Source organism: Kitasatospora sp. NPDC056076 (genome assembly GCF_042266305.1).
In the GTDB taxonomy this organism is placed as follows: domain Bacteria; phylum Actinomycetota; class Actinomycetes; order Streptomycetales; family Streptomycetaceae; genus Kitasatospora.
This window is the reverse complement of the sequence record NZ_JBHJWG010000020.1, coordinates 123,960-135,953: the sequence shown is the minus strand read 5'-3', so window position 1 is coordinate 135,953 and position 11,994 is coordinate 123,960. Positions and strand designations below refer to the sequence as shown.

Below are 11,994 nucleotides of genomic sequence, written 5' to 3'. Positions count from 1 at the left end.
GCGATACTGGGATTGAACCAGTGACCCCTACCGTGTCAAGGTAGTGCTCTCCCGCTGAGCTAATCGCGCCTGGTGTGGCGGTTGTGCAGCGAGCCCCGATGGGCTCGTTACTGTGCGCGATACTGGGATTGAACCAGTGACCCCTACCGTGTCAAGGTAGTGCTCTCCCGCTGAGCTAATCGCGCCTGGTGTGGCGGTTGTGCAGCGAGCCTCGAAGGGCTCGTTACTGTGCGCGATACTGGGATTGAACCAGTGACCCCTACCGTGTCAAGGTAGTGCTCTCCCGCTGAGCTAATCGCGCCTGGTGAGGCGGTTGTGCAGCGGACCTCGTGAGGTCCGACGTGCGCGATACTGGGATTGAACCAGTGACCCCTACCGTGTCAAGGTAGTGCTCTCCCGCTGAGCTAATCGCGCGGGGAGGTCTCCCGGTGGAACCGGGAGAACCCCTTGGAGGTGGAGACGGGATTTGAACCCGTGTACACGGCTTTGCAGGCCGTTGCCTCGCCTCTCGGCCACTCCACCAGGCAACGCATGAAGAACGACCTTACACTGTTCTCCATCGAGCGGACGACGAGATTCGAACTCGCGACCCTCACCTTGGCAAGGTGATGCTCTACCAACTGAGCTACGTCCGCCTGTCTCCCCGGGACCTTCACCGCTTTTCCTCGGCTGCGCTCCCTGGCGACGTGTTGAACTCTAGCGGATTCCCGGGCCAGCTAAAAATCCGTTCCCGCAGCGTGCCGAGGGGATGCCGACGGAGTGCCGTTCCGTCAGCCCCTCCGGCCGGTCACCGGCCACCACCTGCGGCGCTCCCGGACGATCATCCGCAGGCCACCCGGCGCACACCGGCGCGACGCACTCAGCTGCTCGTACGCGGGGGCGCGGCGGGCTCGGGCCCGACCCGGGGCACGCCCCCGACCTACACTTCAAGCACCGCCACCCCCCAGCACCACCGCGCAGGAGAACCGTGTCCGGCCATCCCGACCCCCGCACCCCGCTCGCCCGCTTCGGCGGCCGCCTGGCCACCGGACTGCGCGACGTCACCTCGGACCCGGCCGCGCTCGACTCCTCCGGCTACTGGGCCGTCGCCTACGACTTCGAGGGCCGGCTGACCTGCGCCCGCTTCGACGAGGTCCGCCCCGCGCCCGCCCCGCCCTCCGGCGCGGGCTGGCACGGCCCGGACGCCGGCAGCTGGCACAGCTCCCTGGACCGCGCCGCCTACACCGCGGGCGTACGCCGCATCCGCGCGCACATAGCCGCCGGCGAGGTCTACCAGGCCAACCTCTGCCGGGTGCTCTCCGCGCCGCTGCCCGACCCCGACCGCAGCGACATCGACGCCCTCACCGGCCTCCTCGCCCGCGGCAACCCCGCCCCCTACGCCGGGACCGTCCGACTGCCCGACCACGGCGTCGAGATCGCCACCGCCTCCCCGGAGCTCTACCTGCACCGCACCGGGCGCACCGTCTCGTCCGGCCCGATCAAGGGCACCGGCCGCACCGAGGACGACCTCCTCGACAAGGACCACGCCGAGAACGTGATGATCGTCGACCTGGTCCGCAACGACCTCGGCCGGGTCTGCGGGACCGGTACCGTCACCGTGCCCGACCTCTGCGTCGTCGAGAAGCACCCCGGCCTGGTCCACCTGGTCTCCACCGTCGAGGGCACCCTGCGCGACGGCGCCGGCTGGCCCGAACTGCTCGACGCGACCTTCCCGCCCGGCTCGGTCACCGGCGCCCCCAAGTCCAGTGCCCTGCGGATCATCGACGCCCTGGAGACCGCCCCCCGCGGCCCCTACTGCGGCGCGATCGGCTGGGTCGACGCCGACCGCGGCGAGGGCGAACTCGCCGTCGGCATCCGCACCTTCTGGCTCGACCGGCAGGACCCGCGGGTGCCGGTCCTGCGCTTCGGCACCGGCGCCGGCATCACCTGGGGCTCCGACCCCGAACGCGAGTGGGCGGAAACCGAGCTCAAGGCCGCCCGACTCGTCGCGATAGCGTCGGGCAGCGAGCCCGGCATCGACACCGCCCCCGAGCCGCACCGTGTCTAGGAACCGTGTCTAGGAGCAGCCCTCGATGAACACCCGCACCACGAGCTGGGTCAACGGAACCCTGGTCGACTCCGCCCACGCCGCCGTCTCGGTCCTCGACCACGGCCTCACCACCGGCGACGGCGTCTTCGAGACCATGAAGTCCGTCGACGGCCGGGCCTTCGCGGTCACCCGCCACCTCGACCGGCTCACCCGCTCCGCCCGCGGCCTCGGCCTGCCCGACCCGGACCACGCCGTGGTCCGCGAGGCCTGCGCCCAGGTCCTCGCCGCCAACCCGGCCCCGCTCGGCCGCCTGCGCGTCACCTACACCGGCGGCGACGCCCCCCTCAGCTCGGAGCGCGGCACCACCGGCCCCACCCTGGTGGTCGGCTTCAACGCCATCGGCCCCCGCCCCGACGAGACCGCCGTCGCCGTCGTCCCCTGGCGCCGCAACGAGCACAGCGCCGTCGCCGGCCTCAAGACCACCTCGTACGCCGAGAACGTGGTCGCCCTCGCCGCCGCCCACCGCACCGGCGCCTCCGAGGCCCTGTTCGCCAACACCGCGGGCCGACTCTGCGAGGGCACCGGCTCCAACGTCTTCGTGGTCCTCGGCGGCCGCCTGCTCACCCCGCCGCTCGCCTCCGGCTGCCTGGCCGGGATCACCCGGCAGCTGGTCGTCGACTGGTGCGGCGCCGAGGAGGCCGACCTCCCGCTCGGCGCCCTCGAGGAGGCCGAGGAGATCTTCCTGACCTCCACCACCCGCGACGTCCAGGCCGTCACCCGCGTCGACGACCGCCGGCTGCCCGGCACCGGCCCGGTCACCGCCAAGGCCATGGCCGTCTTCGCCGAGCGCAGCGGCGACGACCTCGACCCCTGACCCCGGGGAAACGGCCGGGCAGACGCCCCGGGCAGCGCGGATAACCTTCCCGGCGAGGGGAAGGGACCACCACATGACCACCACGCTGCGCCCCGAGGGCCCGGAGACACCCACCACGGCCGGCGGCCGCACCAGACGCTGGCGGATCCTCGCGAACGGCCACCAGGTCGGCGCCCTGCGCACCAGCTCAGCCCGTCACGACAGTGAACTCTGGGGTGAGATAGCGGAGTTGGAGATCACGGAGGGCCGCGGTCGGGGCCGCGGCACCTTCGGTGCCCTGGCCGCGGAGGAGGTGCTGCGCGCCTGGGGCTGTACCCGGGTCGACGTCGTCGTCCCCGAGTCCGCCCCGATCGCCCGGGGGCTGGTCGCCGCCCTCGGCTACACCGAGCGGATGCGGAACCTGGGCAAGAGCCTGACCGCCGCCCCGCCGCTGCCCGCCGGTGTCACCGCCCGCCCGATCGACGCCGCCGAGTTCCCGGCCTGGATCGACCGGGCCGCGCGGGAGTACGTCCAGTCCCTGCGGGACTCCGGCCTCACCGAGGCGCAGGCCCGCGCCAAGTCACGCCTGGACCACCGCAACGTCCTCCAGCAGGGCGTCGAGACCCCCGGCGTCGCCCTGCGCCGCCTCCACGGCCCGGGCGGCGCCCCCGAGCCGCTCGGCTCGCTCTGGGTGAACCTCCACCTGCGCGACCTGCCGGACGGCACCCCGCTCGCCTGGGTCATGGTGGTCGAGGTGGACCGGGCCCACCGAGGCCGGGGCCACGGCCGCACCCTGATGCTGCTCGCCGAGCGGGAGTGCCTGGCCGCCGGAGTGCGCGAACTCGGCCTGAACGTCTTCTCCGGCAACCGGGCCGCCCTCCGGCTCTACGCCTCGCTCGGCTACCGGGTCGTCAACCGCTGTTACGGCAAGCCGCTGTGAGCAGTTGACGCAACGTCAGACCGACGGGGCGTCAGGTGTGCCGGTCAGGAGGCCTTCGCCGCCTCGATGGCCGCGACGATCCGCTCGCGCAGCCCGTCCTGGCTCTTCCCGCCGTCCAACCGCTCGCGGCTGATCACGTACGTCGGCGTCCCGGTGACCCCGATCGCCTTGCCCTCGGCTTGGTCGGAGTCCACGATCAGCATGTGCCGGCCGTCGACCAGCGCGGTGTCGACCTCCTCGGCGTCCACCCCGACCTCCCGGGCCACCTCCAGCAGCAGCTTCTGCCCCCGGGCGTCCAACTCCTCGACCCGGGCCAGCAGCGCCTCCACGAACGGCCACCCCAGCCCCTGGGCGAACGCCTCCTCGGCCGCCTCCGCCGCGGCGTAGGCGTGCTTGTGCTTCTCCAGCGGGAAGTGCCGCAGCTCGACGGAGAGCGCGTCGCCGTACTGCGCGCGCAGCGCCCGTACGTCGTCCAGGGCGGTGCGGCAGTCCGGGCACTGGAGGTCGCACCAGAACTCGAGGCGGGGGAGGGAACCATCGATCATTCCCCCAGTGTTCCACTAGTGGGTGCCCGCCCCCGCCCGGCGGTGCGCCCGAGGGCGGACCGAGAGGGAGGCACCGATGTCCAGGACCACCGGAAGCGAAGGGGCGCACCCGTGCTGACCGCGGCGATCAGTTTCCTCCTCACGGCCGGCGGCGTGGCCGTCGCGGGCCTGCGGGCCCGGCGGCGGCGCTTCCGCTCGGCGACCCGCTGGTTCGCGGTCGCCCTGCTGCCCGCCGGGCTCTACCTGACCGGACTGTTCCCGCTGGCGAGCACGATCGGCCGGGAGTTCGCCGACTGGGCGGCCAAGCTGGTCTTCGACCCCCGGGTGTGGACTGGCCTGGTGCTGCTCGGCGTCTCCGCCGCGCTGCTGTTCGCCAGCCGCTGGCCGGGCCGACGCGGTGAGGTGGAGTCCTCCGCGGAGCGTCCGGCCGCGGCCGGAGCGGCTCCGGAGCGTCCGGCGGTGGCCCAGGCACCCAAGGCGCCCAAGGCGTCGAGGGACCCCAAGGCGTCCGGCAAGCCGCAGGCGGGCAAGCGGGACGACGGCCTCGGCGACTTCGCCGACATCGAGGAGATCCTCCGCAAGCGCGGTATCTGAGCCGGGCGGGAGGTGCGGCGCCGGTCAGGCGGGGGCGACGGCCTCCGCCGACCGCTGGCGCGCCCGGTAGGCGGCGACGTGCAGCCGGTTCCCGCAGGTGCGGCTGTCGCAGTAGCGCCGGGAGCGGTTCCGGGAGAGGTCCACGAAGACCCGCGCGCAGTCCGGCGCCTCGCACCGGCGCAGCCGCTCCCGCTCGCCCGCCATCAGGATGAAGGCCAGCGCCATGCCGAGTTCCGCCGCGAGGTGGGGCCCGAGCGCGGCGTGCGGGGCGAAGTAGTGGATGTGCCAGTCGTGGTGGTCGTGGTTGACCAGCCGGGGCGTCGTCCCGGCGGCCGCGACGATCGCGTTGACCAGCTCGGCGGCCGCTTCGGTGGACTCCGTCCAGAACACCTCGCGCAGCCGGGTGCGCAGCTCCTGCACCTGGCGCAGGTCGTCCTCGGTCAGCGAGTCGATCTCGCTGATCTCCTGGCGGCCCACGAAGGCGTCCAGCGCGGCGACGTCCGGCAGTCGCTCGTCGCCGCACACCTCGGGCGCGGTGTTGAGCAGATCCACGAGGATGCTCAGCGCGCACTCGGTGTCATGGGTGATCAGCACGTTGGGACTCCTCGCGCAGGGGGACTCCGGTACCCCGCGTCCACGGTTACCCCAGACCATACCGGCCCTTGCGGCATAAGGGCGGCGCCTTCGTTCGAAGGCCTGTACGGATTCCGGCGGAGTGTCCCGGTCTGGGTGTGGCCCGGGTGTCGGCGGCCCTGCCGAGCCTCTCGCCCCGCGGCCCGGGAGGAGCGGCCACGGCCCCCGGAAACGACGGTGGCGCCCGGCAGCGAGGCCGGCCACCCGTGACGGATGGCCGGCTCCGATGCCGGGCGCCTGCGGTGCTGTGGCCCCGCTCCGGTGGGAGCGGGCCGTTTCACCGGCCCCGAGACCGCGTGGTGCGCGGCTGAGTCCGCTGCCGTGCCCCCGAGTAGGACGGCAGCGGTGACGGCAGGAAGTACGGCCCCGCCGACAGCGGGGCTGGACCGCCTCCGGTCGGGGTCAGCTTTCGGCGAGGATGTGGGACAGCTCCCGGTCGAGGTCGAAGTGACGGTGTTCGGTGCCGGGGGGCACCGCGGCGTCCGTCCGCTTGAGGAACGACTCAAGCGCGCGGGCCGGGGCTTCCAGCAGGGCTTCTCCTTCCGGAGAGCTCAGGGCGATGCAGACCACCCCTTGCCCGTGGCTGCGCGACGGCCACACCCGGACGTCGCCGGTACCGGTGGGTCGGTGCAGCCCCTCCGCGAGGAGATCTCGGGCGAACACCCACTCCACGGTCTCGTCGGCGCCCGTGTGGAACGTGGCGTGCACGGCGTAGGGGTCGGCGGTGTCGTAGCGCAGGCCCGCGGGGACGGGCAGTGAGGACTCGCTGGACACGATGAGGCGCAGGTGCAGCTCGCAGCTGACCGTGGTGTTCATAAGCGCCATGGCCTTTCGCTCAGTGTGCGCTCGGGGAATCGCACGTCGGCGAACGGACCATCCCACCCCCAAGACCGATGTAAACCCCTCTGTCCCGATTCGGGCGCGAGTCGTACCCCTTACGGCGCATTGCGGAATCGCCCCGGAGTACCCGCCCGGGGCATTACCGGCGGTTCTTCTCGGTCGGATTCCGGTTCGGCGTGCAGGCGGTCCGTCGGAGTGCCGGGCGGGCCGGGAACAGGGGAGCGGGTGGTGCGGCCGGGCCCGACGAGTCGTGCGCGCGGGCGGGAGGGGCGGGACGGGTGGCGGGGAGGCCCCGGCCCCGGGCGTCGGGGCGGGGTCGCCGGCGGGCGGGGTGTTCGGAGCACCCTCCGGGATGCGGTAATGTTTTCCCTGCACCCGGGCGATTAGCTCAGCGGGAGAGCACTTCGTTCACACCGAAGGGGTCACTGGTTCGATCCCAGTATCGCCCACCGGAATGCATTGTGATATGTGAGGCCCAGTCGATTATCGGCTGGGCCTCACATGTATTTCCGGAAATCCATCCGAAGAGCCGGTATCGAATCCGGCTGAGGGCCAGTCATCTTCCGTGCGGAGCGCGAGTTCTGTGGGTGCGTCGGCCGTACCCCGGAAGAGCGAGTTGTACGACCGCCCCCGAATGGTGCTAGAGTTCTTCTCGTTGCCCGGGCGATTAGCTCAGCGGGAGAGCACTTCGTTCACACCGAAGGGGTCACTGGTTCGATCCCAGTATCGCCCACCCGGACAGCACGCAGGCCCTGACCAGGAAACCGGTCAGGGCCTGCGGCGCGTTCCGGGCCGTCGTGCCGGTGAAGGGCTATGCCGCCGCCCGGCACCCGTGCTCCGGCTCCAGCCGACGACCGCAGACGCACCGGGCCGGCCGCAGCGGCCACGACAGGTCCACCCGCTCCGGCGTTCCCGAGCGGTCGAACCAGGCCTGCAGCCCCCGGGCCTGCGCCGCGTGCCAGACCGCCTGCCGCAGGTGCAGCTCCGCCGCCGTCAGCCCGCCGAGCGCCGCCGGATAGCGGGCGCCTATGCGCCGGATCAACGACAGGGCCGCCGTCGCGTCCGCCGCCGCGTCGTGCGCCCCGGCGAGGTCCACCCCGTAGTGGGCGCACAGGTCGGTCAGCGTCCGCCGGCCCTTGCGGTAGCGGTCCACGTGCTTGTCCAGCACCCGCGGATCCAGTACCACCAGCCCCGCGCCGTCCAGCCCGGTGCTCAACGGCAGGCCGTGGTGGCGCCGCAACTCCCGGTCCAGCAGGGTCAGGTCGTAGGGGGCGTTCATCACCACCACCGGGCGGCCGGCCCGCGCCTGGGCCGCCAGCGCGCGGGTGACCTCGGCCACCACCGTGCGGGCCGGGCGCCCGTACGTGCGGACCTGGTCGTCGGTGATGCCGTGCACCGCCCGCGCCCCGTCCGGGATCGGCACTCCCGGATCGGCGAGCCAGGTGGTGGTCTGCGCCGGTGCGCCCGGGGTGAGTTGGACGACCAGGGCGGCGGAGACGATGCGGTCGGACTCCACGTCCACGCCGGTCGTCTCGGTGTCGAAGGAAGCGAGCGGGCCGGTGTACCAGTGCTGCTGCATGACTGCCCCTCAGGCGTGCGTTCCGCGCCCTGGTGATACCCGGTTCTGACGGTCGCTCAACCCGTTTGGCCCAGCTCCGACCGGGGATCCTGCCACTGGGCCGCTCGGCCCGGACGGGCCCGGAGCCGGGGGAGGCCACGGGGCGATGGCACTGACACAGCCGCAGCCCGACGGCGCGGCGACCACACTCAGGGGGAACCTCGCGGTCACCGCCTGCATGGAGACGCTGCAGGTCGGCTACCTGCACGCGGTCGCCGCGGCGGCTGGCTGCTCGCTCTCCCAGCCGTTCCCGGACAACGGCATCGACTGGCAGGTCAGCCACGGCTCCCGGGAGCACGACGTGGACGACGAGGTCACCATCAAGATCCAGCTCAAGGCGACCCAGCAGATCGCACCCGGTCCGGCCGGGCCGTTCTTCAGCTTCACCCTGGACAACGACCACCTGCGCAAGCTCGCCCGAGCCCGGGTCGCCGTCCCGCGGATCCTGGTCGTGATGCTGCTGCCGCGCCGGGTCGACCACTGGCTCCGGGCCCGCCCGGACGCCCTCGAACTGCGGCACTGCTGCTACTGGGTCAACCTGGCCGGCCACCCCGTCACCGGGAAGCGGCGCACCAACGTCCGGGTGCCCACCGACAAGGTCTTCGACGACCGCGCGCTCTGCGACATCATGGCCCGGGTCGGCGCGGGCGGCAGCCCGTGACCGCCCGGCCCCGGCAGCGAGGAAGCACGCCCATGACCCTGCCGAACGGACCGGAGGGCCGGGCCCTGCCCGACCCGGCCACGGTCGACCCCGCGGTGCTCGCCACCCTGCTCGCCCGGCACGGCTGGATCCGGCGCGGCGGCCCCGCCGCCCGGTACGGCCGCTGGACCCCGCCGGACGGCGAACCCGGCACCAGCCTCCTCCTCCCCACCGCCGACGGCTTCGACGACGCCGTCGACCTCCTCACCGACGCCGTCACCGCGCTCTCCCGCTCCCGCACCCCCTCCGCCCGCTCGATCCTCCTCGCCCTCGTCGTCCCCGGCGACGAACTCAACTGGCGCCGCGAACTGCCCGGCCCCGCCGACGCCACCCCCTGGGACGACGCCGAACGGCTCCAGCGGGCCGCGCGCTCGATGCTCGCCGCCGGGGCCAAGGCCGGCCGGACCACCGCCGGCTACTTCGGTGCCCGGCTGGACGGCCTCGCCGGGGAGTTCCTGGACCGCGTCCTCCTGGTCGAGCAGGGCGCCGTCGACCAGGGCGCCGCCCTCACCGCCTACACCCCCGCCCCCGAGGGCCGCACCGCCGTCACCACCCTGGTCCGCGCCCTGGAGGCGCTGCGCGACGCGGTCGACTACCGCCGGGTCAGCGGCGGGCCCGAGGCCTTCGAGAACGCCGTCCGCTCCGGGGTCAGCCGCGAACTCGTCCGGTCCGTCGAGGACCTCGTCCGCGGCGCGACCGCCGCCCGGCTCACCGTCGCCTGGTCGCCCGCCGCCGGCACCCCAGGCGGATTCGGCGACCGCCGGATCGAGCTCGACTTCTCCCCCGGGGACCTGCCCGCCCTCGCCGAGGCCGCCGAACTGCTGGAGCGGATCGAACCCGCCGTCGACGTCACCGTCGTCGGCGTGGTCGTCCGCCTCAAGCGCGCCGACCCCGCCGGACCGGGCTCGATACGGCTCCGGGTGCTCGGCGGCGCCGAGGTCCGCGAACTCAAGGTCGGACTGCCCGACCCCGACTACCGGCTCGCCGCCGAGGCCCACCTCACCGGCGTCCCGGTCCGGGTCTCCGGCCGCCTGGAACGCCGCGACGGCTTCCGCCGGCTGACCCGCCCGCACGGCCTGGAGCTGTGCGGTTGGGCGGACGACGACCGCGAGCGGCTGCTCAAGGGGCTCCAGGAGAGAGGGGAGAGGTCCTGAGTGCGCGGTGCGGCTGGTGCTCTCGGTACCATCGTCACGCGCAGCGCAGTGTTGCGTCCTCTGAATCCAGCACGTCAGGAGAGACCGGTGACGGACGTCCGGGTAATCATCAACCGCGAACCCGATCGGGAAGAGCGCGTGGTGACCACGGGCACTACGGCCGCCGAGCTCTTCGCCGACGACCGCTCGATCATCGCCGCCCGCGTCGGCGGCCAGCTCAAGGACCTCGCGTACGCCGTCCAGGACGGTGACGAGGTCGAGCCGGTCGCGATCAGCAGCAAGGACGGCCTGGACATCCTGCGCCACTCCACCGCGCACGTCATGGCCCAGGCCGTGCAGCAGCTCTACCCCGAGGCCAAGCTCGGCATCGGCCCGCCGGTCAAGGACGGCTTCTACTACGACTTCGACGTCGAGAAGCCCTTCCACCCCGATGACCTCAAGGCCATCGAGAAGCGGATGCAGGAGATCATCAAGCGCGGGCAGAAGTTCTCCCGCCGCGTGGTCACCGACGAGGCCGCCGCCGAGGAGCTGGCCGCCGAGCCGTACAAGCTGGAGCTGATCGGCCTCAAGGGCTCCGCCGCCACCGCCGGCGAGGGCGCCGACGTCGAGGTCGGCGCCGGCGAGCTCACCATCTACGACAACCTGGACGCCAAGAGCGGCGAGCAGTGCTGGGGCGACCTCTGCCGCGGCCCGCACCTGCCCAGCACCCGGCACATCCCGGCGTTCAAGCTGATGCGCAACGCCGCCGCGTACTGGCGCGGCAGCGAGAAGAACCCGATGCTGCAGCGCATCTACGGGACCGCCTGGCCGACCAAGGACGAGCTCAAGGCCCACCTCGACTTCCTCGTCGAGGCCGAGAAGCGCGACCACCGCAAGCTCGGCAACGAGCTCGACCTCTTCTCCATCCCCGAGGAGATCGGCTCCGGCCTCGCCGTCTTCCACCCCAAGGGCGGCATCATCCGCCGCGCGATGGAGGACTACTCGCGCAAGCGGCACGAGGAAGAGGGCTACGAGTTCGTCTACACCCCGCACGCCACCAAGGGGAAGCTCTTCGAGAAGAGCGGCCACCTCGACTGGTACGCGGACGGTATGTACCCGCCCATGCAGCTCGACGAGGGCGTGGACTACTACCTCAAGCCGATGAACTGCCCGATGCACAACCTGATCTTCGACGCGCGCGGCCGCTCGTACCGTGAACTGCCGCTGCGCCTCTTCGAGTTCGGGACGGTGTACCGCTACGAGAAGTCCGGCGTGGTGCACGGCCTGACCCGGGCCCGCGGCTTCACGCAGGACGACGCCCACATCTACTGCACCCGCGAGCAGATGGCGGAGGAGCTCGACTCCACGCTGACCTTCGTGCTCAACCTCCTCCGTGACTACGGTCTGACCGACTTCTACCTGGAGCTGTCGACCAAGGACCCGGTCAAGTTCGTCGGTTCGGACGAGGTCTGGGAGGAAGCCACCGCCGTCCTGGCGAGCGTGGCCGAGAAGCAGGGCCTGCCGCTGGTCCCGGACCCGGGCGGCGCGGCCTTCTACGGCCCGAAGATCTCGGTGCAGGCCAAGGATGCCATCGGCCGTACCTGGCAGATGTCGACCATCCAGCTGGACTTCAACCTGCCCGAGCGCTTCGACCTGGAGTACACCGCTGCGGACGGTTCGCGTCAGCGGCCGGTCATGATCCACCGTGCGCTGTTCGGCAGCATCGAGCGGTTCTTCGCGGTGCTGCTGGAGCACTACGCCGGTGCCATGCCGCCGTGGCTGGCCCCGGTCACCGTGACCGGCATCCCGATCACCGACGAGCACGTGCCGTACCTGCTGGAGGTCGCGGCCGAGCTCAAGAAGCACGGGATCCGGGTCGAGGTGGACACCTCGGACGACCGGATGCAGAAGAAGATCCGCAACGCCCAGAAGACCAAGGTCCCGTTCATGCTGATCGCGGGCAACGACGACGTCGAGGCGGGCGCGGTCTCCTTCCGCTACCGCAACGGCGAGCAGAAGAACGGCGTGCCGCTCGCGGACGCCGTGGCCGAGATCGTGGACGCGGTGAAGAACCGCATTCAGGTGTGACGCCGTCGTCGGACCGTTGAC

The 11,994-nt window shown here is 72.2% G+C and carries 11 protein-coding genes and 8 tRNA genes; 9 read left to right on the top strand and 10 right to left on the bottom strand.

Translation table 11 applies throughout. The annotated features are described in order from the left end of the window. The 6 genes from ACFC1T_RS19190 to ACFC1T_RS19165 all read right to left on the bottom strand — a co-directional run bounded on the left by ACFC1T_RS19190 (nt 1) and on the right by ACFC1T_RS19165 (nt 635). Nucleotides 1-69 (bottom strand) — tRNA-Val (locus ACFC1T_RS19190). Nucleotides 70-113: 44 nt separating this feature from the next. After that, nucleotides 114-185: transfer RNA gene (locus ACFC1T_RS19185), tRNA-Val, on the bottom strand. A gap of 44 nt (nt 186-229) precedes the next feature. Continuing rightward, nucleotides 230-301: transfer RNA gene (locus ACFC1T_RS19180), tRNA-Val, on the bottom strand. Between the two features lie 41 nt (nt 302-342). Then, nucleotides 343-414, bottom strand: a tRNA-Val gene (locus ACFC1T_RS19175). Nucleotides 415-448: 34 nt separating this feature from the next. Further along, nucleotides 449-522 (bottom strand) — tRNA-Cys (locus ACFC1T_RS19170). A 40-nt stretch (nt 523-562) separates the two neighbouring features. After that, nucleotides 563-635, bottom strand: a tRNA-Gly gene (locus ACFC1T_RS19165). A gap of 332 nt (nt 636-967) precedes the next feature. Between ACFC1T_RS19165 and ACFC1T_RS19160 the strand changes: the two genes are divergently transcribed. The 3 genes from ACFC1T_RS19160 (at nt 968) to ACFC1T_RS19150 (ending at nt 3,822) form a co-directional block, all read left to right on the top strand. Then, nucleotides 968-2,047 (top strand): chorismate-binding protein, encoded by a 1,080-nt coding sequence (locus ACFC1T_RS19160; RefSeq protein WP_375890052.1) that lies wholly within the window; start codon nt 968-970, stop codon nt 2,045-2,047. 25 nt (nt 2,048-2,072) lie between these two features. Next, complete coding sequence (locus ACFC1T_RS19155) at nt 2,073-2,903, top strand: aminotransferase class IV (protein WP_375890050.1); 831 nt, start codon at nt 2,073-2,075, stop codon at nt 2,901-2,903. A 73-nt stretch (nt 2,904-2,976) separates the two neighbouring features. Further along, nucleotides 2,977-3,822, top strand: coding sequence for a GNAT family N-acetyltransferase (locus tag ACFC1T_RS19150; protein WP_375890048.1), 846 nt, complete (start codon nt 2,977-2,979; stop codon nt 3,820-3,822). 44 nt (nt 3,823-3,866) lie between these two features. On the opposite strand, the gene ACFC1T_RS19145 is transcribed toward ACFC1T_RS19150, so the two are convergent. Further along, a complete protein-coding gene (locus ACFC1T_RS19145) occupies nt 3,867-4,367 on the bottom strand; it encodes a DsbA family protein (protein ID WP_375890046.1) in 501 nt (166 codons plus the stop codon). A gap of 111 nt (nt 4,368-4,478) precedes the next feature. Here ACFC1T_RS19145 and ACFC1T_RS19140 point away from each other — a divergent pair, with 111 nt between their 5' ends. Beyond that, nucleotides 4,479-4,961, top strand: coding sequence for a hypothetical protein (locus tag ACFC1T_RS19140; protein ID WP_375890044.1), 483 nt, complete (start codon nt 4,479-4,481; stop codon nt 4,959-4,961). A 24-nt stretch (nt 4,962-4,985) separates the two neighbouring features. Here the strand turns inward: ACFC1T_RS19140 and ACFC1T_RS19135 are convergent, their stop codons facing one another. Both ACFC1T_RS19135 and ACFC1T_RS19130 read right to left on the bottom strand, forming a co-directional pair. Continuing rightward, the gene (locus tag ACFC1T_RS19135) at nt 4,986-5,555 is read right to left on the bottom strand and encodes a CGNR zinc finger domain-containing protein (RefSeq protein WP_360230149.1); all 570 of its coding nucleotides are present in this window, start codon (nt 5,553-5,555) and stop codon (nt 4,986-4,988) included. 441 nt (nt 5,556-5,996) lie between these two features. Beyond that, nucleotides 5,997-6,410: an SsgA family sporulation/cell division regulator gene (locus ACFC1T_RS19130; protein WP_030056266.1), complete on the bottom strand. Its 414-nt coding sequence runs from the start codon at nt 6,408-6,410 to the stop codon at nt 5,997-5,999. Between the two features lie 401 nt (nt 6,411-6,811). Here ACFC1T_RS19130 and ACFC1T_RS19125 point away from each other — a divergent pair. Together ACFC1T_RS19125 and ACFC1T_RS19120 are read left to right on the top strand one after the other, a co-directional pair. Next, a tRNA-Val gene (locus ACFC1T_RS19125) sits at nt 6,812-6,883 on the top strand. 212 nt (nt 6,884-7,095) lie between these two features. Continuing rightward, nucleotides 7,096-7,167: transfer RNA gene (locus ACFC1T_RS19120), tRNA-Val, on the top strand. A gap of 78 nt (nt 7,168-7,245) precedes the next feature. Here ACFC1T_RS19120 and ACFC1T_RS19115 read toward each other — a convergent pair. Then, the gene (locus ACFC1T_RS19115) at nt 7,246-8,013 is read right to left on the bottom strand and encodes an exonuclease domain-containing protein (protein WP_375890042.1); all 768 of its coding nucleotides are present in this window, start codon (nt 8,011-8,013) and stop codon (nt 7,246-7,248) included. 145 nt (nt 8,014-8,158) lie between these two features. Between ACFC1T_RS19115 and ACFC1T_RS19110 the strand changes: the two genes are divergently transcribed. The 3 genes from ACFC1T_RS19110 to thrS all read left to right on the top strand — a co-directional run bounded on the left by ACFC1T_RS19110 (nt 8,159) and on the right by thrS (nt 11,973). Next, the gene (locus ACFC1T_RS19110) at nt 8,159-8,713 is read left to right on the top strand and encodes a DUF4365 domain-containing protein (protein WP_360230145.1); all 555 of its coding nucleotides are present in this window, start codon (nt 8,159-8,161) and stop codon (nt 8,711-8,713) included. A 32-nt stretch (nt 8,714-8,745) separates the two neighbouring features. Beyond that, complete coding sequence (locus ACFC1T_RS19105; RefSeq protein WP_375890040.1) at nt 8,746-9,906, top strand: hypothetical protein; 1,161 nt, start codon at nt 8,746-8,748, stop codon at nt 9,904-9,906. 87 nt (nt 9,907-9,993) lie between these two features. Beyond that, nucleotides 9,994-11,973 carry a threonine--tRNA ligase gene (gene thrS, locus ACFC1T_RS19100; protein ID WP_375890038.1) on the top strand — a complete coding sequence of 660 codons (1,980 nt, stop codon included), beginning with the start codon at nt 9,994-9,996 and terminating at the stop codon, nt 11,971-11,973. Nucleotides 11,974-11,994 lie beyond the last annotated feature (21 nt).

What these genes read in the sequence shown, in the direction of transcription:
- ACFC1T_RS19155 (WP_375890050.1), top strand. Translation starts at nt 2,073, where the DNA reads ATGAACACCCGCACCACGAGCTGGGTCAACGGAACCCTGGTCGACTCC.
- ACFC1T_RS19150 (WP_375890048.1), top strand. Translation starts at nt 2,977, where the DNA reads ATGACCACCACGCTGCGCCCCGAGGGCCCGGAGACACCCACCACGGCC.
- ACFC1T_RS19145 (WP_375890046.1), bottom strand. Translation starts at nt 4,367, where the DNA reads ATGATCGATGGTTCCCTCCCCCGCCTCGAGTTCTGGTGCGACCTCCAG.
- ACFC1T_RS19130 (WP_030056266.1), bottom strand. Translation starts at nt 6,410, where the DNA reads ATGAACACCACGGTCAGCTGCGAGCTGCACCTGCGCCTCATCGTGTCC.
- ACFC1T_RS19115 (WP_375890042.1), bottom strand. Translation starts at nt 8,013, where the DNA reads ATGCAGCAGCACTGGTACACCGGCCCGCTCGCTTCCTTCGACACCGAG.
- ACFC1T_RS19110 (WP_360230145.1), top strand. Translation starts at nt 8,159, where the DNA reads ATGGCACTGACACAGCCGCAGCCCGACGGCGCGGCGACCACACTCAGG.
- ACFC1T_RS19105 (WP_375890040.1), top strand. Translation starts at nt 8,746, where the DNA reads ATGACCCTGCCGAACGGACCGGAGGGCCGGGCCCTGCCCGACCCGGCC.